This window comes from Streptomyces sp. NPDC051218 (assembly GCF_044455475.1).
Lineage (GTDB): Bacteria > Actinomycetota > Actinomycetes > Streptomycetales > Streptomycetaceae > Streptomyces.
Genome location: NZ_JBITEU010000006.1, coordinates 22,571 through 44,850 on the forward strand (window position 1 = coordinate 22,571; position 22,280 = coordinate 44,850).

At 72.2% G+C, this 22,280-nt stretch carries 17 protein-coding genes; 11 read left to right on the plus strand and 6 right to left on the minus strand.

The features are described 5' to 3' along the window. Positions 1-263 precede the first annotated feature (263 nt). Positions 264-725, plus strand: coding sequence for a hypothetical protein (locus tag ACIBCK_RS18805; protein WP_399391580.1), 462 nt, complete (start codon positions 264-266; stop codon positions 723-725). A 136-nt stretch (positions 726-861) separates the two neighbouring features. On the opposite strand, the gene ACIBCK_RS18810 is transcribed toward ACIBCK_RS18805, so the two are convergent. Beyond that, positions 862-2,019, minus strand: a complete 1,158-nt coding sequence (locus tag ACIBCK_RS18810; RefSeq protein WP_399391582.1) for an NAD(P)/FAD-dependent oxidoreductase — start codon at positions 2,017-2,019, stop codon at positions 862-864. Beyond that, positions 2,016-2,336, minus strand: coding sequence for a bifunctional 3-phenylpropionate/cinnamic acid dioxygenase ferredoxin subunit (locus ACIBCK_RS18815; protein WP_399391584.1), 321 nt, complete (start codon positions 2,334-2,336; stop codon positions 2,016-2,018). The genes ACIBCK_RS18810 and ACIBCK_RS18815 overlap by 4 nt, the downstream gene beginning before the upstream one ends. Before the next feature lie 190 nt (positions 2,337-2,526). Between ACIBCK_RS18815 and ACIBCK_RS18820 the strand changes: the two genes are divergently transcribed. The 5 genes from ACIBCK_RS18820 (at position 2,527) to ACIBCK_RS18840 (ending at position 9,485) form a co-directional block, all read left to right on the plus strand. Continuing rightward, a complete protein-coding gene (locus ACIBCK_RS18820; protein WP_399391586.1) occupies positions 2,527-3,381 on the plus strand; it encodes an IclR family transcriptional regulator in 855 nt (284 codons plus the stop codon). Between the two features lie 214 nt (positions 3,382-3,595). Next, complete coding sequence (locus tag ACIBCK_RS18825; protein WP_399391588.1) at positions 3,596-4,681, plus strand: S-(hydroxymethyl)mycothiol dehydrogenase; 1,086 nt, start codon at positions 3,596-3,598, stop codon at positions 4,679-4,681. Next, entirely contained in the window at positions 4,678-7,152 is a 2,475-nt protein-coding gene (locus ACIBCK_RS18830; RefSeq protein ID WP_399391590.1) for an FAD-dependent oxidoreductase, read from the plus strand. Before ACIBCK_RS18825 ends, ACIBCK_RS18830 begins: the two co-directional genes overlap by 4 nt. A 37-nt stretch (positions 7,153-7,189) precedes the next feature. Further along, positions 7,190-8,344: an N-methyl-L-tryptophan oxidase gene (solA, locus tag ACIBCK_RS18835; RefSeq protein ID WP_399391592.1), complete on the plus strand. Its 1,155-nt coding sequence runs from the start codon at positions 7,190-7,192 to the stop codon at positions 8,342-8,344. Between the two features lie 13 nt (positions 8,345-8,357). Next, the gene (locus ACIBCK_RS18840) at positions 8,358-9,485 is read left to right on the plus strand and encodes an aromatic ring-hydroxylating dioxygenase subunit alpha (RefSeq protein ID WP_399391594.1); all 1,128 of its coding nucleotides are present in this window, start codon (positions 8,358-8,360) and stop codon (positions 9,483-9,485) included. 3 nt (positions 9,486-9,488) lie between these two features. Here ACIBCK_RS18840 and ACIBCK_RS18845 read toward each other — a convergent pair whose 3' ends face one another. From ACIBCK_RS18845 to ACIBCK_RS18860, 4 genes are all read right to left on the minus strand, one after another. Continuing rightward, positions 9,489-14,327, minus strand: a complete 4,839-nt coding sequence (locus tag ACIBCK_RS18845; protein ID WP_399391596.1) for a hypothetical protein — start codon at positions 14,325-14,327, stop codon at positions 9,489-9,491. An 85-nt stretch (positions 14,328-14,412) separates the two neighbouring features. Continuing rightward, entirely contained in the window at positions 14,413-15,306 is an 894-nt protein-coding gene (locus tag ACIBCK_RS18850; RefSeq protein WP_367039777.1) for a hypothetical protein, read from the minus strand. Between the two features lie 55 nt (positions 15,307-15,361). Further along, entirely contained in the window at positions 15,362-16,888 is a 1,527-nt protein-coding gene (locus ACIBCK_RS18855) for a hypothetical protein (protein ID WP_399391598.1), read from the minus strand. Positions 16,889-16,968: 80 nt separating this feature from the next. Then, the gene (locus tag ACIBCK_RS18860) at positions 16,969-17,673 is read right to left on the minus strand and encodes a GntR family transcriptional regulator (protein WP_399392273.1); all 705 of its coding nucleotides are present in this window, start codon (positions 17,671-17,673) and stop codon (positions 16,969-16,971) included. Positions 17,674-17,867: 194 nt separating this feature from the next. On the opposite strand from ACIBCK_RS18860, the gene ACIBCK_RS18865 reads away from it, so the two are divergent. Genes ACIBCK_RS18865 through ACIBCK_RS18885 form a run of 5 tightly spaced genes read left to right on the plus strand, consistent with a single transcriptional unit; the run spans position 17,868 to position 22,266 of the window. Next, on the plus strand, positions 17,868-19,169 hold the full coding sequence (locus ACIBCK_RS18865; protein ID WP_399391600.1) for an MFS transporter: 1,302 nt from the start codon (positions 17,868-17,870) through the stop codon (positions 19,167-19,169). Between the two features lie 11 nt (positions 19,170-19,180). Next, on the plus strand, positions 19,181-19,957 hold the full coding sequence (locus ACIBCK_RS18870; RefSeq protein ID WP_399392274.1) for a putative hydro-lyase: 777 nt from the start codon (positions 19,181-19,183) through the stop codon (positions 19,955-19,957). A gap of 34 nt (positions 19,958-19,991) precedes the next feature. Continuing rightward, positions 19,992-20,768, plus strand: a complete 777-nt coding sequence (locus ACIBCK_RS18875) for a LamB/YcsF family protein (protein WP_399391602.1) — start codon at positions 19,992-19,994, stop codon at positions 20,766-20,768. Then, positions 20,765-21,400, plus strand: a complete 636-nt coding sequence (locus ACIBCK_RS18880) for an allophanate hydrolase subunit 1 (protein ID WP_399391604.1) — start codon at positions 20,765-20,767, stop codon at positions 21,398-21,400. Before ACIBCK_RS18875 ends, ACIBCK_RS18880 begins: the two co-directional genes overlap by 4 nt. After that, positions 21,397-22,266, plus strand: coding sequence for a biotin-dependent carboxyltransferase family protein (locus ACIBCK_RS18885; protein WP_399391606.1), 870 nt, complete (start codon positions 21,397-21,399; stop codon positions 22,264-22,266). Before ACIBCK_RS18880 ends, ACIBCK_RS18885 begins: the two co-directional genes overlap by 4 nt. Positions 22,267-22,280 lie beyond the last annotated feature (14 nt).

The following is a 22,280-nucleotide window of genomic DNA, read 5'->3' on the forward strand; positions in this document are numbered from 1 at the left end:
CATGCCACTCGGCACAGTCCGCTGTGCCCTGGTGCCCAGTTGGCCGGATCTCTTCGCTTTTCCGAACGCTTGGGAATCTTCCCGGGCTCTCGATCGTCTTTCTGTACGGGAGTTGGGGACGTGGGGGCAGGGACAGCGGGCAGCAGAGGCCCGCATGCCGTCATCAGGTGGCGTAAAGCCGCGTATACCGGGCAGCCACTGGAGAGTCGGATCCGCCGGCATCTCATCGAGCGGCCCGTGGGGCATCGGGGGAGTGACAGTTGATGGGCACGGCAGAGCGCCAGAGGACGGCCGAGGATGAGCAGGAGACATCCAGGCGTCAGTCAGGCGAGGACCGCAGGGAGTTGTGGGTCGAGGAGCCGGCGCGCAGACGACGCCTGCCCGATCCGGTGCGTACGGCCGCGGTGCGCGCCGTGCTCATTGTCGCGCTGACCCTCATACAGGCGATGACGGCTTTCCTGTGCGCGCTGGCCGGATCCTGGCTGTCCTTCCCGATGGTGCTCAGCAGCGTGGCCAGCACGGTCGTCGCCACGTGGGGCGTCCTGGACGTGTGGGTCACTCGACAGGTGTGGAACCAGCGGCACGGGGTGGTGTCGGTGCCGAGCAGCACCGCGCGTCAGCTGCGGCGCGAACGGCGCCGGGCCCGTCGCCAGGCCCGCACGGCGGGGCGGAGCGACGAACGCATACGACGGCGTGGCGCGGCAGGGCAGTTGTCGCACTCCTAGGTGCGGTTGCGGCAGACGCGTGCGCGGAGGGTGCGCTTCCGGGCAGGCACGCGCGCAACAGGTGCGCTCCCGGCAGACGCGTGCCCCGCAAGGGCACTCCCGGCAGACACGCTTCCGGCAGACGCCCTCCCGGCGGTCACGCCGCGACCGGCGCCTCCGTGAGCAAGCCGCGCCGCATCCGCATGAACGGCCTCGGCCGGTCCACCGCGAGGACCGCCGTGGTGCGCCCCTCCCGCTCGTACGCGGCGAGGAAGCTTCCCTCGTCCAGGGAGCCTTCGAGGAGGCGCGCGGTGTCCTCGGCGTGCCGTCGGCCGGCGAACTGGATGCGGGAGCCGTACTGATCGGACCAGAAGTACGGCAGCGGGCGTACGGTCTCGGCGGTATGACCGGCCAGCAAGTTGCGCACGGCGACGCGGGGCTGTTCCGTGGCGCTCGTCCAGTGCTCGGCACGCGCGCCGCCCACACGGGCGACATCGCCCACGGCGACGACATGCGGAAGGCCGGTGACGCAGCCGTCGTCGCAGAGCACACCGTCACCCACGGCGAGCGTCGAGCCCGCGAGCCAGCCGGTGTTGGGGGTAGCCCCGATGCCGACGACGACCACGTCGGCCGGGAGCAGACGGCCGTCGGCCAGCTCCACCGCGTGTACGGCCCGCTCGCCGTGCAGGGCGGCGACGCCGGTGCCGGTCACCAGCTCCGCTCCCCCGCGTGCGTGCAGTCCGGCACAGAAGGCCGCCATGTCCGCGCCCAGTTGCGCCAGGAGAGGCAGCGGGGCGGCCTCCACGACCGTCACCTCGTGCCCGAGCGCCACGCACGAGGAAGCGGTCTCGGCGCCGATGAATCCGCCGCCGATCACCACGACCCGCTGCGGCCCCACGGCCAGCTCCGCGCGCAGGGCGCGGGCGTCGTCCAGGGTGCGCAGGGTGTGCATCCCCGCCAGGGAGGGCCCGGGCAGCCGGCGCGCGGAGGCGCCGGTCGCGATGACCACTCCGTCGCTCGCGACGGTCCTGCCGTCCTCCAGGACGACGGTGCGGCCCCGCGGGTCGAGGCCTCGGGCGCGCACCCCGAGCAGCCACTCGGCGGCGAGTTCGTCGCTCTCCTCGTCGTCGGACAGGGCGAGTTGGTCCTCGTCGGCCTTGCCGATGAGGAAGTCCTTGGAGAGCGGCGGCCTGTCGTACGGTGGGTGGGGCTCGTCGCCGATGATCACGAGCCGCCCGTCGTATCCCTGGGCGCGCAGCTCGCGGGCAGCGTAGAGCCCGGCGAGCGAGGCGCCCACCACGGTGATGGTCCTCATGCTGCGGAACCCTCCTCGGCCACGAGGTGGACGTAGATCGTGCCGTCGTCGACGCTCACCCGGTGGGTGCGCACGGCGCGGCGGGCGGGCAGACAGGTCGGCCGCCCGGTGCGGAGATCGAATGAGGCGGCATGGAGCGGGCATTCCACCAGGCAGCCCTCGAGCCAGCCCTCGGAGAGAGAGGCGTCCTGGTGGCTGCAGGTGTCGTCGATGGCGTAGATCTCGCCGTCGGCGTTGAACACCGCGATGGGAGGTGTGGTGTCGACACGGACGGATTCGCCCGCGGGGAGGTCTTCAAGGCGGCAGACGGTAATCATGGGCCCCCCTCTTGATCTCTCTCGGCCCGGTCCTGACACCTTCTCGGTCCAGGACCCTTCGGTAACATCATGTTTCGTATGGCGCACGAGGGAGCGCTATACGCAACAGAATCCGACTGGGGTGCCCACCGCGTCAAGGGCTTCCCGAAGATGCGGCTTCAACAGGCCGCGAGGTGGTGAGAGTTGAGATATGACCGGCACACGGAAACAGCCTGATCAGAACCGGGAGCCGCGCGGGAACGAGGCCGGGAACGAGGCCGAGGAGACCCGCGAGAAGCAGCCGAAAGCGGCCCCGGCCTCCGTCCAGTCCGTGGACCGCGCGGTCAGCGTCCTGGAGATACTCGCCCGGCTCGGCGAGGCCGGGGTCACCGAGATCGCCGACGAGTTGGGGGTGCACAAGTCCACGGCCTTCCGGCTGCTCGGCGTCCTGGAGAACCGGGGTCTCGTGGGCCAGGCCAAGGACCGCGGGAAGTACTTCCTGGGGGCCGGCGTACTGCGCCTCGCGGGGGCGGCGGCAGTGCGTCTGGACATCTCCCAGGAGGGCGGCCCCGTCTGCCGCGACCTCGCCGACGAGCTGGGCGAGACGGTCAACATCGCGATCCTGGACGACGACGCAGCGGTCAACATCATGCAGGCCCGTGGCCCCGCGTCCGTGACCGCGCAGAACTGGCTGGGCAGGCGCACCCCGCTGCACGCCACCTCCAGCGGCAAGATCCTCCTCGCGCATCTGCCGACGACGCTGCGCGAGGGCCTGATAGCGCGAACGCTGCCGCGTCTGACCGAACACACGGTGACCGGAACGGCCGCGCTGCGCGGCGATCTCGAGGCCGTCGTCGACCAGGGCTTCGCCATCGCCGTGGAGGAGCTGGAGGTGGGTCTTGCCGCCGTGGCGGCGCCGGTGCGTGCGCACGACGGCAAGGTCATCGGGGCGCTGAGCGCTTCGGGGCCCGTGTACCGCCTGACGGAGGACCGCCTCACCGAGCTGGCCAAGCGCACGGTCGCCGCGGCCGTGGAGCTGTCGCGGCGGATGGGCTACGGCTTCTGACCGACGGTCACCACACCTGCCGGCACACACGGAGCACGAGGGCGGAACCGGTTCAGCCGGTTCCGCCCTCGTCTTGTGTCGGTGGCGTTTCGCTGTGCGCAGCTGATTTGCCAAGGGTTAACTCCCACCCCTTGACGGCCTCTTGATGGCGTTCTCAGTATGTCTCTCATAGCGCAACCCGTCGTGCAGTGCGCAACAGCAGAGGAGTCTGGCCGTGCCACACGAGGTCCGTGCCGTCGTCGCCATGAAGAAGGCCGCACCCGTCGAGGTGCAGACGATCGTCGTGCCAGATCCCGGACCGGGAGAGGTACTCGTCTCCGTGCAGGCCTGCGGGGTCTGCCACACGGATCTGCACTACCGGGAGGGCGCGATCAACGACGACTTCCCGTTCCTGCTCGGCCATGAGGCCGCCGGCACCATCGAGGCGATCGGCGCCGATGTCGCCGATCTGGCGCCCGGCGACTACGTCGTGCTCGCCTGGCGGGCACCCTGCGGAGCCTGCCGCTCCTGCCTGCGGGGCCGCCCCTGGTACTGCTTCGACTCACGCAACGCCGCCCGGCCCATGACCCTCCTGGACGGAACCCCCCTGAGCCCAGCCCTGGGCATCGGCGCCTTCGCCGAGAAGACCCTGGTCGCCGCAGGACAGGCCGTGAAGGTGGACCCCGCGGCCCGCCCCGAGGCCGCCGGGCTCATCGGCTGCGGAGTGATGGCCGGCTACGGGGCCGCCGTGAACACCGGCCAGGTGGGCCGCGGCGACACCGTGGCCGTCATCGGCTGCGGCGGCGTCGGCAACGCCGCGATCGCCGGTGCCTCGCTGGCGGGCGCGCGCCGCGTCATCGCCGTTGACATCGACGAGGCCAAGCTAGACGGGGCGACCCGGTTCGGCGCCACGCACACCGTCAACTCCCGCGGCACGGACCCGGTCGAAGCCGTCCGCGAACTCACCGGCGGTTTCGGGGTCGACGTCGCCATCGACGCCGTCGGCACCCCGTCGACGTACAAACAGGCCTTCTACATGCGTGATCACGCGGGTGTGCTCGTGCAGGTCGGTGTGCCCGATCCGGAGATGAGGATCGATCTGCCGCTGGTCGACCTGTTCTCGCGCGGCGGCGCCCTCAAGTCCTCCTGGTACGGGGACTGTCTGCCGACGCGGGACTTCCCCATCCTCGTCGACCAGTACCTCAACCGCCGGCTCGACCTCGGCGCCTTCGTCTCCGAGACCATCGCGCTCGACCGGGTCGAGGAGGCGTTCGGCAGGATGCACCGCGGTGAGGTCCTTCGTTCAGTGGTGGTCCTGTGAACACCACATCCGTGCCCGCTCCCGACAGGGAGCACCGGCCGCCCCGCGTCGTCGTCATCGGCGCCGGCATCGTCGGCTGCTCGCTCGCCGACGAACTCACCGCACGCGGCTGGACCGACGTCACGGTCCTCGAACAGGGTCCGCTCCCCGCGCCCGGCGGATCGACCTCACACGCCCCCGGCCTCGTCTTCCAGACCGGCCCTTCCAAGACCCTGACCTCGTTCGCGTCGTACACCGTCGAGAAGTTCGGGGCCCTCGAAGTGGACGGCCTGTCCTGCTTCAACCCGGTCGGCGGCCTCGAACTCGCCACCACGCCCGAGCGCTGGGCCGAACTGCACCGCAAGGCCGGGTACGCCGCCTCGTGGGGCATCCGCGCGGAGCTGGTCGGCCCCGCCCGGTGCAAGGAGATGTGGCCGCTGATCGACGAACACAACGTGCTCGGCGGCCTGTACACCCCGGACGACGGACTCGCTCGCGCCGTGCTCGCCTGCCGTGCGCAGATCGACCGGGCACGCGCGCGTGGCGCGCGTTTCCTCGACCGGCACACCGTGAGTGGCGTGGAGCAGGAGGAGGGCCGCGTCACCGCCGTCGTGACCGACCGGGGCACGTTCCCCGCCGACCACGTCGTGTCGGCGGCGGGCTTCTGGGGTCCGGTGATCGGTCGCATGGCCGGCGTCGACATCCCCCTGCTGCCGCTCGCCCATCAGTACGCCACGACCGAGCCCCTCCCCGAGCTCGCGGGCGTCAACGACCCGCGCACGGAAGCCTCGAAGCCGATCCTCCGCTTCCAGGACCGTGATCTGTACTTCCGCGAGCACACCGACCGCATCGGCATCGGCTCGTACGCCCACCGCCCGCTGCCCGTCGACGCGTTCACCGTCCCGGCGTACGACGACACACCGGACATTCCGTCCTCGTACCCCTTCACCGAGGAGGATTTCGCGCAAAGCTGGCGGGACTGCGGTTGGCTGCTGCCCGCCCTGCGCGACACCGCTGTCGCGGAGGGCTTCAACGGCGTCTTCTCCTTCACCCCGGACGGCATGCCGGTCCTCGGCGAGTCCCGTGCGCTGCGCGGCTTCTGGCTGGCCGAGGCGGTGTGGGTGACGCACTCCGCGGGCGTGGCCAAGGCGGTCGCCGAGTGGATGGTCGACGGGCGGCCCTCCGTCGACGTGCACGACTGCGACCTCGCCCGCTTCGAGGACGCCCAGCGCTCCCCCGCGTACGTGGCCGACCGCGGCGCCCAGCAGTTCGTCGAGGTCTACGACGTACTCCACCCTCTCCAGCCCATGGAGCACCCCAGGCCGCTGCGCGTGAGCCCCTTCTACGCCCGGCAGCAGGAGTTGGGAGCCGTATTCCTGGAGGGCGGCGGCTGGGAGCGCCCGCACTGGTACGAGGCGAACGCCCCGCTCCTCGCGGGCGTCGAGGTCCCCGGACGCGACGCCTGGTCGGCCCGCCACTGGTCGCCGATCGCGGCCGCGGAGGCGAAGGCGACCCGCGAGAAGGTCGCGCTCTACGACATGACGCCGCTGCGCCGCCTTGAGGTGACGGGGCCCGGAGCGCTCGCCTTCCTGCAGCGCATGACCTCCAACAACCTGGCCAAGAAGCCCGGCGCGGTGACGTACACCCTCCTCCTGGACGCGGCGGGCGGCATCCGGTCCGACCTCACGGTGGCCCGGCTCGCCACGGACCGCTTCCAGGTCGGCGCCAACAGCCCGGCCGATCTCGACTGGCTCCTGCGCCACGCCCCCGACGACGTCCACCTGCGGGACATCACGTCCGGCACCTGCTGCATCGGGGTCTGGGGCCCGCTCGCCCGCGACCTCGTGCAGCCGCTCACCCGCGACGACTTCTCGCATGAGGGCTTCGGCTATTTCCGGGCCAAGGAGACGTACATCGGGCACGTCCCGGTGACGGCGATGCGGCTCTCGTACGTCGGTGAGCTGGGCTGGGAGCTCTACACGGCCGCCGACACCGGGCTGCGGCTCTGGGACACGCTCTGGGCGGCGGGACAGGAGCACGGCGTGATCGCGGCCGGGCGTTCGGCCTTCAACAGCCTGCGCCTGGAGAAGGGCTACCGCGCCTGGGGCCACGACATGACGACCGAACACAACCCCTACGAGGCGGGCGTCGGTTTCGCCGTCCGCATGGACCGGGGCGACTTCGTGGGACGTGCCGCGCTCGAACAGCTCGGCTCCCCCGCGTCCCCCTCCCGGAAGCTCACCGCACTCCTGCTCGACGATCCGGCCGCCGTGGTCCTGGGCAAGGAGCCCGTGTATGTCGACGGAGTCCCCGCCGGGTACGTCACCAGCGCCTCGTACGGCTACACGCTGGGCCGATGCGTCGCCTACGCGTGGCTGCCGCCGCTGGAGGCGGGCGCGGGTGTGCACGTCGAGTACTTCGGCGAGAAGGTGCCCGCGACGGTCGCCGAAGAGCCCTTGTTCGACCCGAAGATGACCCGCATCCGCCGGTAGCCGGTCGAAGCCCCCTCAGCGCTCTGGAGGAAGCCCTGTGTCCCCCACCTATGACGTGATCGTGATCGGTCTCGGCGGCATGGGCAGCGCCGCCGCCCACCACCTTTCCGCGCGCGGCGTCCGTGTCCTCGGTCTGGAGAAGTTCGGGCCCGTCCACAACCGCGGCTCCAGCCACGGCGGTTCACGCATCATCCGGCAGTCCTACTTCGAGGACCCGGCGTACGTTCCCCTGCTCCTGCGCTCGTACGAGCTGTACGCGCGCCTGGAGCGGGACACCGGCCGCGAGATATCCGTCCTGTGCGGCGGGGTGATGATCGGCCGGCCCGAGAGCCGCACCGTGTCCGGTTCGCTGCTCTCCGCGCGGCAGTGGGACCTCCCCCACGACATGCTCGACGCCCCCGAGATACGCCGCCGCTTCCCGACGCTCAGCCCGCGCGACGACGAGGTGGCGCTCTACGAGGCGCGGGCCGGGCTCGTCCGCCCCGAGAACACGGTCGCCTCGCATCTGCAGCTCGCCACGCGGCAGGGCGCCGATCTGCACTTCGAGGAACCGATGACGCGTTGGGAGCCCTACCGGGACGGCGTGCGCGTGCACACCCCGGAGGACACCTACACCGCGGGGCAGTTGGTCATCTGTCCCGGCGCCTGGGCGCCGCAGCTCCTCACCGACATCGGGGTGCCCTTCACCATCGAGCGGCAGGTCATGTACTGGTTCCAGCCCACCGGCGGCGTGCGGCCCTTCCTGCCGCAGAACCACCCGATCTACATCTGGGAGGACGCGGACGACACACAGGTCTACGGCTTCCCCGCCATCGATGGCCCCGACCTGGGCGCCAAGGTCGCCTTCTTCCGCAAGGGCACGCCCTGCACGCCCGAGAACATCGAGCGCACGGTCCACGAGCACGAGATCGGCGCGATGGCGGATCACATGAGCGCCCATATCCCCTCCCTGCCTGGACAGTTCCTCAAGGCCGCGACCTGCATGTACTCCAACACGCCCGACGAGCACTTCGTCATCACCCGCCACCCGGCCCACCCGGAGTCGGTCACCGTCGCGGCCGGGTTCTCCGGGCACGGCTTCAAGTTCGTGCCGGTCGTCGGCGAGATCGTCGCCGATCTCGCGCTGCGGGGCACCACCGACCACCCCATCGAGCTCTTCGACCCCAGCCGCCTTGCCGCCGCGCCCGCTTGAGGAGTACGCCACCGTGACGACGACCCCTGAGGCCCCGTCCGCCGCCAGCCTGATGACCACGCTGCCGGGCCACTTCTACACCGACCCCGAGATCTTCCGGCAGGAGCAGGAACGCGTCTTCGAATCGCTCTGGTTCTGCGCGGTGCGCGCCGCCGACCTCGACAAACCCGGCGCCTTCCGCACGGTCCAGGTCGGCCGAGAGAGCGTTCTGGTCACCCGCTCCCGCTCCGGGCAGCTGCGCGCCTTCCTCAACATCTGCCGGCATCGCGGTGCCCGGCTGTGCACCCAGGAGTCCGGTGAGGTGCGCCGGGCGCTCCAATGCCCGTACCACGCATGGACGTACGACCTCGACGGCAAGCTGATCGCCGCGCCGAACCTGGTGAAGATGCCCGACGTGGATCGCACCGAGTACGGCCTGGTCAAGGTCGCTCTGCGGGAGTGGCTCGGTTATGTGTGGGTGTGCCTGGCCGACGAACCGCCGTCCTTCGAGGAGTCCGTCATCGGCGCCGCCGTGGAGCGCCTGGGCGACACCGCGTCCATCGAGCGCTACGGAACCGAGTCGCTTGCCCTGGGCCAACGCGTCACGTACGACGTGCGCGCCAACTGGAAGCTGATCGTCGAGAACTTCATGGAGTGCTATCACTGCGCGACCATCCACCCCGAACTGACCGACGTACTGCCGGAGTTCGCGGACGGTTTCGCCGCCCAGTACTACGTCGGGCACGGCGCGTCGTTCGGTGAGGAGGTCAGCGGATTCACCGTCGACGGCAGCGCGGGCTTCGAGCGTCTCCCCGAGGTCGCCGAGGACCAGGACCGCCGCTACTACGCGATCACCATCAAGCCGACCGTCTTCATCAACCTCGTCCCCGACCATGTGATCCTGCACCGGATGTTCCCGCTGGCCGAGGATCGCACGGTCGTCGAGTGCGACTGGCTCTACGCACCCGAGGTCGTCGCGTCCGGCGTCGACCTCAGCAAGTCGGTGGAGCTCTTCCACCGGGTCAACGAACAGGACTTCGAGGCCTGCGAGCGCACCCAGCCCGCGATGGCGTCACGCGCCTACCGCGCGGGCGGGGTGCTCGTGCCGACCGAGCATCACATCGGTGTCTTCCACGAATGGCTGGCCGGCCGGCTCGCCTAGCTCCTAGGAGGTCGTGGCGGCCGGGCGCTTGTACATGCGCGTCGCCGTGATCTCGCCGTGCACGGTCTCCTCGGCCGGGTCCTGCTGCGGCAGGCCCGGCCGCAGGTGCTCCTCCACGCTGATGTACTTCAGGCCCGCACGCAGGTCCGCGTCGTTCCGCAACCGGATGACCAGCGGGAACTCCGCGAGCGCCGTCGTGTCGAACAGGCCGGTGGTGTACAGCAGCTGCACACCGAGCGCGTCCGACACGGCCCGCTGGAGCTCCAGGAGGTACGTGGCGTTGGCGCGGCCGATGGGGTTGTCGAGGAACAGCGTGCCCGCGTGCCGGTGCTTGTCGCGGCCCCGGTCGTTGCTGCGCAGGGCGGCCATCGTGCAGTACAGGGCGATGGCCGCGGTGAGCAACTGGCCGCCGGAGAAGACGTCGCCCATCTGTCCGACCGGCACGCGCTCGGCGCGCAGCACTGCGTCCGGCTTGAGGATCTCCACGGCGATGCCCCGCGGTTCCAGGGCGGCCTGAACTCCCCGAAGCAGCAAGGACATTCCGTCCCGCCGCATGTCGGAGTTCTTCTTGACGGCGGCCCGTGTGGCCTCGTCGATGACCTCGCCGAGGCGCTCGGTCAGCGTCGCCTGGTCGGGCTCGTCGAAACGGACGCGCAGGAATTCCTGGCCCGACCACTCCCCCAGGCCCTCGGGCAGCTGCGAGAGGCGCTGTGCGGAACGGAGCGTGGCGAGCGAGGACTCCACGAGCCCGCGCAGCCGGTCCACGATGCTGTCGCGGTTGCGCTCCAGCTGCTCCAGCTCGTCGGTGAGCACGCGCAGGCGCGGCGCGAAGGCATCGGCCCACTTCTTGGCGTGCTCCGGAAGGGCGGACGCGGGCAGTTCACGGATCTGCTGGCGGGCCGGGGTGCGCACCTGCTCGTAGCGGGTCGAATTCGCGTGCCGTACGAGGATGTCGCTGGCCTCGCGGACGGCGGCCTCGGCGGCGGAGAGGTCGGCGGCGCAGCCGCGCAGGGAGCGCCGGGCCTCGGACGCGGACTGACGTGCCTCTTCTAGGGAGCCGGGGTAGGGCTCGGGCTCTTCGCCGGCCGCCGCGCCCTCGCTGTCCTGGTGCTGCTCGCGCAGCAGGTCGCGCAGGAGAGCCGCTGTCTCGTCGAAGCCGCCGGCCGCGCCCTCGGTGGCGCGGTGGGCGTGCAGGAGGGTCGCGTGCGCGTCCTTGGCCCGGCTCAACGCCTCGGTGTGGGCGGCCAGTTCACCGGTGGCGGTGCGCAGGAGGGCCTGCGCGTGCTCGGCGTCGGCGGGGACGAGGTCTTCGGGGAGCTGGGTGTGAACGTCGGCGTCATCCTGCGGGGCGAGCCGCTCGGCCTCGCCGCGGAGCCTGCCGAGCTGCTCGCTCGCGGCGGACGCGCGGGTCTCGATGAGCTGGACCTGGGCCTCGGCGCGGGCGGAGGCGGCCTGCCGGGAGGGGCCGTCGGAGCCGTCCGTGCCCTCAAGGAGCAGGGCGGCGCGGGTGCGGACCTTGTTGCTGAGGCGGTCGAGCTCGGCGAGGGCGCTGCTCTCGTCGCTCTCGGCGCGGGCCTGTTCGGCGCGCAGGTCGGCGCCGACGCCGACCTTCTCGTAGAGCTGGGACGCGGCGCGGTAGGCCTCGCGGAGGGCGGGCAGCGACGACTTGGGGGCGCTGGTGTCCTCGGGCAGGTCCTCGGGGGCGCCGGCGATCTCGGCCCGCTCGGCGCGCAGGGCGCGGGCCGTGCGGCGGGCGTCGTCGGCGGCGCGCTGTGCGGAGCGCCGGTCCTCGTCCGCGGCGCGGGCGCGGTCCAGGCAGGTCTGGGCGCGGGCCTCCGACTCGACGGCGTCATCGGCGAGTTCGCGCAACTTGGTCTGCCAGCCCGCGCGCTCGCGCAGGCGGAACGCGAGCCCCGCGAGTGCGTCGGCGACGCGCCGCGCCCGCTGGGCGGCCTCCTGCCGCTCGTCACGCGCGCGTGCCGCCTCGGCCGCCTCCTCGTCGGCCTCGGCCCGGACCGTGCGGGCCTCGGCGAGTTCGGCTTCGGCCTCTTCGGCGAAGGCGCGGGCACCGCGTGCGGCGGTGGCCAGCTCTTCGATGTGTCCGGCCGGGCAGCCGCCGCGCCAGGAGGCGAGCCGCGCGGCGAGCTCGCGGTCCTTGGTGAGGCGCAGGGCGAGCGCCCGGATCTCCTCGTCGCGCTGCGCCGCCCGTGCGCGCAGAGCCGTGCGCTCCTCGTCGGCGGCGTGTTCGTCGTGCATGGCGGGGTTCGGCGGGACGAGGAAAACGTCACCGCCCTGTACGTCCTCGCCCGGGGTCGGGGCGAGGAGGGCGGCAGCGGTGCCGACGGCGACGGCCGAGCGGGGCAGCAGGGCGGCGCCGGCGAGGGCTTCGCGGGCGCGTGCGTGCGTCGCGGGGTCGGTGATGACGACGCCGTCGACCAGTTCGGGCCTTGCGGCGAGCACGCGCGCGTGGTCGGCGGGGTCGACGGCCTGCGCGAGGTAGCGCCAGCCGGGCAGCGCGGGGATGCCGTGCTCGCCGAGGAACTCGACGGTGGCCAGGACGTCGGGCCCCGGCGGGAGGAGGCCGCCGTCGCCGAGGGCGCCCAGGATCCGGGAGTCGTCGGCCGCGGCGGTGCGCAGTTCGAAGAGCTGTCGCTCGGCGGACGCGACCCCGTCGTCGAGGAGGGTGCGGAGGTCGTCGGCGTTGCGGTCCAACTCCGTGAGGGAGAGGGGACCTTCGGTCAGGGGGCGGGTGCCGGTTGCGGTGCGGGGGCCTGCTCCAGGGGCAGATCCGGCGCGCGCGGCGGAGCCGGAGGTCTCCGTGACGGTGCGGCCTGCTCCGTCTCCGGAGCCGGCCCGTGCGCCATCACCGGCAGCGCTGCCCCTCGCTGCCGCGTCGCCCGGCGATCCTCCCCCGGCTGCCTCACCCGGACCAGCGGCCCCATCGGCCTCCTCGCCCGCCCCCCGGCGTGGCTGCGGCACCCCGCCCTGACAGACGGCCCCCGGGAGCCCGAGCAGCTCGGCGAGGCGCTCGTCCTCGGCGATCGACTCCGCGGCGCGGCGTTCGGCGTCGTACGCGTGCTCGGCCGCGTCCGCCGCGTCCGAGGCGCGCGCCGCGGTGAGTTCGGCGCGGGCCTCGGCTGCGGCTGCCTCCTTGGCGTGTTCGGCGGCGCGCAGGGAGGTCTCGCGGGCGGTGTCCCAGGCGGCCGCCGCGGTCTTCTCGGCGTCGCTCGCGGCCAGCGCGGCGCGCGCCGGGTCGGCGTCCGGGGCGGTGTCGTCGAGCCAGCCGGCGCGGACCGCTTCCGCGGTCTCCTGCTCGACTTCGGTGAGGCGCTGGCGCAGGTGTCCGGCCTCGCTGCGGGCGCGCTGCGCCTCGGTCGCGGCGACGGTGGCGTCGCGGTGTGCGGCCTCGCCGGTCTCCTGGAGCGCGGCCGAGCGCTCCTCCTCCTCGTTCGCGAGCGACTCGGCGCCCTCGGCCGCGGTGTGCAGGACACGGACGAGGTCGGCCGCCGCCTTGGAGCGGGCGGCGAGCGCGGGCGCCGCGTCCCGCTCGGCCTCCAGGATCGCGGAGGCCACGCGCGCGGAGCGGTCGGCGGCGGCGCGGTGGCGCAGGACGGCTTCGGCGGCCTGCCAGGCGGAGTGCAGCTGACGCGCGTCGGCCAGCTCGCGGCGCTGCGCGGCGGCGGCCTTCTCCGCGACCGTGAGCGCCAAGGAGGCGTGCCGGAAGGCGAGTTCGGCGGAGATCAGCGCGGACCTGCCGCGTGCTTCCTCCGCCGTGGTGACGGTCTGCGCGGCGGCGGTGACCCGCTCGGCGAGCTCCCCCGCCTTGTTCCGCTCGGCGACGGCGCGCGCGGAGAGGCGGCGGGCGAGGGCGCGCGTGCGGCGCTCGGCTCCGGTGTGCACGTCACGCGCGCGTGAGCGTGTGTCCGCGGCGTCGACGATCCTGCCGAGCAGATCGACGGAGCCCGCCGTGAAGTCCCGTTCGGCGATGAGTTCGGAGCGGCGGCCCAGCTTGTTGCCGAAGCCGTGGACGAGGTCGGCGAGGCCGTCCGTGTCGCGTGTGTCGGTGACGGCGCGCAGCAGCAGGTCGGTGAAGTCGGAGTCCTTCTTGACCGCGAAGAGGCCCGCGGCCTCGCCCTCGTCGGCGTTCATCTCCCGCTGGTAGCGGAAGAGTTCGGGGTCGAGGCCCAGGTCGCCGAGGTGTTCGTTCCAGCGGTCATGGATCTCCTCCCAGTGCACTTCGAGGTGGGGATACGCCTTGCCCGCCTCGGTCAGCGCGTCGCGGAAGCCCTTCATGGTGCGCCGCCGCCCCTGGGCGCCCGACGCGCCCTCCACGGAGGGCCGTACGGCAGTGGATTCGGCGACCGGCAGCGAGTCCAGGCTCATGCCGGGTCCGGGCCGGAAGGAGTACCACGCCTCGGCGAACTTCCGCGGGTCGTTGGAGACCTGCCGTCCGCGCCACTCGCTGACCTTGCCGACGACGACGCACTCACCGGTCAGCGTGTGCTGCCACTCCAGGGCCACGTGCCCGCAGTCGTCGGCGAGGAGGAACTTGCGCAGCACTCCGGAACTGGCGCCGCCCAGCGTGTTCCGGTGGCCCGGCAGCATCACCGAGAAGATCAGCTTCAGCAGGACGGACTTGCCGCCGCCGTTCTCCAGGAAGAGCACGCCCGCGGGCGCCGGGCGGCGCGGCGGGCCGACCGGCTCGTCCTCGAAGAACTCCGCCTGGGCGGGCGCGGGGTCGGGCACTTCCGCGCCGACGCCCCGCAGGTCAAGCACGGTGTCGGCGTAGCGCGCACCGGCGGGGCCGATGGAGTAGAGGCGGACCCGGGACAGCTCGTACATGGCGGCGGACTCTCGTCGTAAGTCGTGCGGAACAGCAGGAAGTTGCGGGGTGACGTCGAGGAAGTCGGCGCCTTCAGGAGTGCGTTCAGGAGTGGAAGGGCAGGCCCGCGTCGGCGGCCAGTTCCAGGTCGTCCGTGTCTTCGGGGGGCAACAGGGTCGCGGACCCGTCCGTGACGGGCACGATGCCGAGCTCCAGGAGCTCGGCCATGGCGGCGCCGCCCGCCATGTCGCGCACCTGCAGCTGATAGCGCGCGGTGGTGCGGTACGTGCCCCCGGAGTCGTCGCCCGTGCGCTGCAGGAACCCGGAGTCGGTGAGGAACGCGACGGCCTTGCCGATGATCCCGGTGGTCGACCCGGCGAGACGGCGGGCGTCCTTGGTGGCCCCCGTCGAGCTGCGCCGGGCCCAGATCCGCCAGGCGGCCTCCAGACCGGGGGCGTCGGTCTGCGGGTCGGAGTTCTCGCCCTGTTCCTCGGCGCGCTCCTCCAGGCGGTGGCAGGCCTGACGTACGAAGGCGTCGACGCCGTTGACCGTGACCCGGCCGATGTATCCGTCGTCGGCGAGGTCCTCGGGGCGGGGGAACGCCAGGGCGGCGACGGCGAGATGGGCGAGGCCGTGCAGGAAGCGGTCGGTGGAGTCGGCGGCCGTACGGCGTGCGTAGTCGCCCATGCGGACGGCGAACACGGAGTCCTCGGCGGCCGTCACGGCCATCCCCGCGCGCGGGGACACCTCAAGGACGACGAGCCCGAGCCCGGCGGCCACGGCGTCGGCGAGCCGCGCGAACGGCGGGTCCTCGCGGTAGCGGCGCAGCAGCTCGGCGTACTCCTGGTCGCGGGCGGGCTGGAGTTTGGGCTGGAGCCCGAAGGCGACGAGGCGCGCGGCGTCGGCGGCGTCGGCCGGGGTGATGGCGGCACTCGCGGCGGGCGCCGCCGAGGCCTCCGGCTCGCCCCACGCGGCGTGCTCTGCGGGGTGCTCGGTCACGGCTTGTGCTCCTTGCGGCGGTCGTACGTGCGAGTCGTGCGGGTGTCGGGAGCGCTCACGCGGCCTCCGTCCGGCCGGCCGCCATGCCGGCGGCGTCGAGCAGTGCCATGCCCACGATGAGGTCGGCGCCGCCGAACTCCGGGTCGTCGAGTTCGGTGCCGTCGTCCACGGCGAACAGGAGCTTCTCCTCACCCTGGCGGTAGGCGGTGCCGACCGGCGGGCTCGCGGCGTGGACGGCGAGGAGGGCGACCAGATACGGCAGTTCGGTGTCGCGTCGGCGTGCGTCGGCGAGCAGTCCGGACAGGCGCCGGGGCGCGTCGGCGGGCAGGTCGAGCAGTTCCATGGCGTCGGCGAGCTGCTCATCGCTGAAGCGGCTGTCGTCGGGGGTGGCGATGAGGTCGGGCTCGGGCATCTCCATGCCGAGGTGCTCGCGCTCCTGCGGCGGCGTGAGCAGTATGTCCACCAGGTCCCCGACGCGTACGGAGACGGGGGTGCGCAGTCCCGTCCCGCGCGCGAAGAACGCGCCGGTCACGCGGCTCGCCTGCTCGACGGGGAGCGGCAGGAGAGGGGCGAGGAGCTGGCCGTACAGATCGAGGCCGGTCCGTGAGGTGGGGGCCGCGAAGGCCTGGCGGTCCTGCTCGGCGCGGAACAGCGGGCCCGCTTCGAGGAGGCGGGACTGGAGCTGTGTGTGGCGGCGGATGCAGTCCTTGACGATGTCGACGAGCTCGGCGGCGCGGCGCTTGTGCTCGGGGTCCTCGGACTCGTCGCGTGCCTTGCGGATGTTCGTCAGGATCGCGTTCTCGTGGCGGTAGCGGTCGGCCACGTGGTCGAGCGCTTCCGCGATCATGTCGGGGACCGCCTGGAGCCAGTCGACCGCGCGGACGTTGCGCCGGGTCGCGTCCAGGGCCCTGCGGAGCGTCTCCGAATACTGCACCGTCCGATAGCGCGCCTGTTCCGCGGCGAGCTGGGCGTCGGCGAGGCGGCCGCGGTTGATGAGCACCTCGAGCTTCACCTCGGCGGCGATCTGGGCGCTCGTGACGTCGGTGTCGAGGGCGCCCACGAGGACGTTGACCGCCTCGTCCGTCGTACGGAGATAGACACCCCCGCCGTACCCGGGCACTTCTTCGATGAGCTTGAAGTCGTAGTCCCTGCGGACATAGGTGCCGTCGGGCGCGAAGGTGCCGTACACGGCGCGGAAGCCGCGGTCGACGCTGCCGACGTTGATCAGGTTCTCCAGGACCCAGCGGGCGACGCGCTCGTGCTCGGCCACGGGACGCCGGGGGGCCTGGGCTCCGACGCGCGGGAGCAGTCTGGCCACTATCTGCTCGTGGTCGGCGCCCGTGTCGAAGTCCATGTTCAGTGTGACGAGGTCGATGGCGGAGAGGGCCACTTCCGCCATCGCGTACACCGAGTACTCGCCCGCGAGGTTGGCCTTGCGCACGTCCAGGTCGTGCAGCGGCGCCGTGCAGGCGAGCGCGCGCAGCCGCCGCGCCAGGCCCTCGTCGGCGGCCGGGCCCAGAGCGGGTCTCGGCCCCGCGCTGAGCTGGGGCGGAGCGGTGTCCGTAACGGCAGGCGAAGTCACGGTGCACAGACTAGATCCTCGGTCTGACAACGGTCGAAACGGCGCAGATCTGACAGCGCGCTTCCGCTGCCCGCCGACCGTCAGGAGGACGCCCGCTCGCCTTCCGCGACGCGTTGGCCGTAGACCTCGACGAGGCCGCGGCGCGAGTCGTCCAGGTAGACGGCGAGCAGCCGCTCGGCCTCCGCGGCATCCCCTCCCTGGAGGGTCTGCAGTATCTGCCGATTGCGTACGAGGTACGGCTCGTGCAGTCGGCGCGGATCGTCCACCACGTGGAAGGCCAGGCGTAGTTCGGCGAAGACGCTGCGCATCACCTCGTCGGTGCGGGCGCTCCCGGCGAGCGCGACCAGCTCCCGGTGGAAGTGGATGTTGGCCGTGGAGACGCCCTTCCACTTGCGCTCGCGGGCCGCCTTCGTGCCGTCCGCGACGGCGCTCGCGAGTCCGTCGAGCGCGAAGGGCGGATCGCCGAGGCCGCGGACGACCGCGCACTCCACAAGACGCCGGGTGAGGTAAATGTCCTCCACGTCCTCAATCGTGAGAACTCGGACAAATACCCCGCGATTGAGCTGGTGGACCAACAGCCGTTCGTGGGTGAGAAGACGGAAGGCCTCGCGCAGCGTGTTGCGTGAGACGCCGAGCGCGCCGCCGATGCTGTCCTCCGACAGGCGGACTCCCGGCGGGAAGTACCCCTCGGCGATGCGGCTCCGAAGGATGTCCGAGACCCGCTCCGCGGTGCTGGTCCGCCCCAGAAGCGCACGGTCGTCGGCCAGTCCGCTCGCGTCGGCCATCCCCTGAGCCATCCCCTCGGTCATGACCGGATTCAATCGCAGATACAAGAACGAGACAACATGGGTATTGAGGGATCGTTCAACGATCCTCTACCTTGTCGAGCACGGCCCGGTCCCCGCCCGTGTCCCACGCCCTGCCCGAGTCCCACCCCTTGCCCGCTCCGCACCCTCCGTCCCCCTCCTGCGAGGTGCCCATGAGCACTCCCCCACCGCCCCAGGCCGTGTCGAACGACACCCGCCCCGTGGACGGCGAATCCCCCGACGACAACGGCGCGTTCGGCTGGCTGCGCGCTCTCGGCCCGCGCGGCCGTCGCGCCTTCGCGGGCGCCTTCGGCGGCTACGCCCTCGACTCCTACGACTACTTCACGCTGCCGCTGACCATGGTCGCGCTTGCCGCGTACTTCAACCTGGACAGCGGCCAGACCGGCCTGCTCACCACGGTCACGCTGGTCGTCTCCGCGATAGGCGGCGCGGTCGCCGGAGTCGTCGCCGACCGGATCGGCCGCGTCAAGGCACTGATGATCACGGTCATCACGTACGCCGTCTTCACCGTCGCCTGCGGCTTCGCGCCCAACTACGAGACTCTGCTGGTCTTCCGCGCCCTCCAGGGCCTCGGGTTCGGCGGCGAGTGGGCGGTCGGCGCGATCCTGGTCGCCGAGTACGCCACCGCCAAGAACCGCGGCCGCACGCTCGGCGCGATCCAGAGCTCCTGGGCGGTCGGCTGGGCACTCGCGGTGGTCGTCTACACCGTGGTGTTCCAGTTCCTCGACGAGGACATCGCCTGGCGTGTGATGTTCTGGACCGGCGCGCTGCCCGCCCTGCTCGTCGTCTACGTGCGGCGCAACGTGCACGACGCCCCGGAGGCGGCCGAGGAGCGCAAGAAGAGCGCGGACAAGGGGTCGTTCACCGCGATCTTCAAACCCGGCCTCCTGCGCATCACGCTCTTCGCGGTGCTGCTGTCCACCGGCGTACAGGGCGGCTACTACACCCTCGCCACCTGGGTGCCCACGTACCTGAAGACCGAACGCGGGCTCACGGTGGTCGGCACGGGCGGGTACCTCACGTTCCTGATCTCCGGAGCCTTCATCGGCTATCTGGCGGGCGGCTATCTCACCGACATCCTCGGCCGCAAACGCAACATCACGCTCTTCGCGTTCCTCTCCGCGGCCAGCATCCTCGCCTACACGAACATCCCCGACGGGGCCAACGGCCTTCTCCTTGTGCTCGGTTTCCCGCTCGGCTTCTGCATGTCGGCCATTTTCAGCGGCTTCGGCTCGTTCCTCAGCGAGCTCTACCCGGCCGCCGTGCGCGGCACGGGCCAGGGCTTCACGTACAACACCGGTCGCGCCGTGGGCGCCGTCTTCCCCACCATGGTGGGCTTCCTGGCCGACAGCTGGGGCGTGGGCGGCGCGCTGGTCTTCGGTGCGATCGGCTACGCCATCGCCGTGCTCGCGCTGTTCGGGCTGCCCGAGACGCGTGGGAAGGAGCTGGTGTGAGCCTCTCCACCATGGCATCGCAGCGCCCCGAGGAGGCCCGCGCGCTCTTCCGTTCGGGCACGAGCGGACCGACCGCGGGCTGGGCTGCCGGTCACACCCAGGCCAATCTGATCGCCGTGCCCGCCGACTGGGCGTACGACATGCTCCTGTTCTGTCAGCGCAATCCGAAGCCCTGCCCGGTGCTCGACGTCACGGATGCGGGCTCCTGGACCACTCCCCTGGCCCCCGACGCCGACCTGCGGACGGATCTGCCGCGCTACCGGGTGTGGGAGGACGGCGAGTTGGCCGACGAACCCACGGACGTCGTCGACCGGTGGCGGGAGGACCTGGTGTCGTTCCTCATCGGCTGCAGCTTCACCTTCGAGTGGGCGCTGACGGAGTCCGGCGTGCCGATGCGCCATGTCGAGCAGGGCCGCAACGTCTCCATGTACGTGACCGCGCGCCCCTGCCGCCCGGCGGGGCGGCTGCACGGTCCCATGGTGGTGTCGATGCGCCACGTGCCGCCCGAGCACCTCTCGGCGGCGATCAGGGAGACCTCCCTGCTGCCCGCCGTGCACGGCAGTCCGGTGCACTGCGGGGACCCGGCCGGGCTCGGCATCGACGATCTGGCCCGGCCCGACTTCGGTGATCCGGTGACCGCCGAGCACGGTGACATCCCGGTGTTCTGGGCATGCGGAGTGACACCGCAGGCCGCGGTGATGGCTTCGCGGCCGCCGTTCGCGATCACGCACGCGCCGGGCCAGATGTTCATCACCGACGCCCGTGACGAGCAGTACCGGGTGGCCTGAGAGGGCCCCCGAGCAGAACAGGAGACCTACGTAGATGACGGAACCCCCGGCCGACGCCGTGATCGATCTGAACGCCGACCTCGGTGAGGGCTTCGGCCGCTGGCGCCTGACCGACGACGAGGAGCTGCTCTCCGTCGTCACCAGCGCCAATGTGGCCTGCGGATTCCACGCGGGGGACGCGACCACCATGCGCCGCGTGTGCGAGATGGCCGCCGAACGCGGGGTACGGATCGGCGCGCAGGTCTCCTACCGCGACCTGGCGGGCTTCGGACGCCGCTCCATGGACGTACCGGCCGATGAGCTCGCGGCCGAAGTGGCGTACCAGATCGGCGCCCTGGAGGTCTTCGCCCGAGCGGCCGGCACGCGCGTGTCGTACGTGAAGCCGCACGGCGCGCTCTACAACCGCGTCGTCCACGACGAGGAGCAGGCCCGCGCCGTCGTCGAGGGGGTCCTCCTGGCGGATGACGCGCTGCCCGTACTCGGGTTGCCCGGTTCGCGCTTCCTTGAGGTGGCGGGCAAGGGCGGACTGCCCGTCGTCACCGAGGCGTTCGCGGACCGGGCGTACACCCCGGAGGGGACGCTCGTGCCGCGCGGCCGTGAGGGTGCCGTCATCACGGAGGCGGACGCCGTCGTCGAACGCTCCGTGGGCATGGCCCGGTTCGGCGCCGTCACCGCCCTGGACGGCACGCGCATCGATGTCCGCGCGCGTTCGCTGTGCCTGCACGGCGACACCCCGGGGGCGGTGGCCCTGGCCCGGGAGGTCCGGGGACGCCTCGAAGCCGCGGGCGTGCGGGTGGAGGCCTTCGCGTGAGGGTGCTTCCGGTCGGCGACCTGGCGCTGCTCGTGGAACTCGCCGACGGTGACGAGGCGCAGGCGCTCCACGCCGAGCTGCTGCGCCGCAGGGCCGCCGGCCTGATCCGCGTCCGGGAGATCGTGCCCGCGGCCCGCACGGTGCTCCTGGACGGCCTTGACGACCCCGGCCGCGTCGGCGCGGAGCTGGCCGCCCTGGAGATTCCGCCGCTGTCGGCGCGCGCGGAGGACGTACGGGAGATCCCGGTCCGCTACGACGGGCCTGATCTGGCGGACGTGGCAGCGCACTGGGGTGTGCCGGTGACGGAGGTGGCGCGCATTCACTCGGCGGCCGAATTCCGGGTCGCGTTCTGCGGGTTCGCGCCCGGCTTCGGCTATCTCACCGGGCTGCCTGAGCGCTACGACGTGCCTCGCCGGGCCACACCCCGTACGAGTGTCCCGGCCGGCAGCGTCGCTCTGGCGGGGTCGTACACCGGGATGTACCCGCGCTCCTCGCCCGGTGGCTGGCAGCTGATCGGCACGACCGATGCCGTGCTGTGGGACCACGCGCGCGTGCCCGCCGCGCTGCTCACCCCCGGGGTGCGGGTGCGCTTCGTTCCGCTGCCCGAAGCCCACGGGCCGGAGGAACGATGACGGACCGTGCCTTCGCCGTCGTGCGGGCCGGGGCCCTGACCACCGTGCAGGACCAGGGCCGCCCCGGGCACGCCCACCTGGGAGTGCCGCGCTCCGGGGCCCTGGACCCGGCCGCGGCCCGTCTCGCCAACCGCCTCGTCGGCAACTCTCCCGACGCGGCCGTCCTGGAGACCACGCTCAACGGCTGCTCCGTGCGGCCGCGTTGCGCGGTGACGGTGACGGTCGTCGGGGCGCCCTGTCCGGTGACGGTCGACGGCCGCCCGGTGGCGTGGGGCGCCCCCGTGCGGGTCCCTGCGGGTGCGCTGCTCGACGTCGGAGCGGCCGTCTCCGGGGTACGCGGTTATGTCGCGTTCGGCGGCGGAGTGGCCGTCGAACCGGTGCTCGCCAGCCGCTCCACGGACCTGCTCTCCGGGCTCGGCCCACCGCCGCTCGCGGACGGAACCGTCATCCCTCTGGGGCGGCATCGTGCGCCCCACGCGCGCGTGGACGCCGTCCCGCACCCCGCGCCACCCCGCGAGCTGGTCCTGCGGGTGACGCCGGGACCGCGCGCCGACTGGTTCACGCCCTCGGCCCTGCGCACGCTGACCACGCGCGCGTACCGGGTGTCGTCGGCGAGCAACCGCATCGGACTGCGCACCGAAGGGCCCTCCCTGGAGCGGGCGTTCACCGATGAACTGCCCAGTGAGGGCATGGTGCTCGGCGCCGTCCAGGTGCCTCCGGACGGCCGGCCCGTGGTGTTCCTCGCCGACCACCCGACGACCGGGGGCTACCCGGTGATCGCGGTGGTCAGGGAGGCGGATCTGGCCGGGGCGGCCCAGGCGGTGCCGGGGACGCCGGTGCGCTTCGTCCCGGCGGCACGGCGTTGATGTCCCTCGGGGCC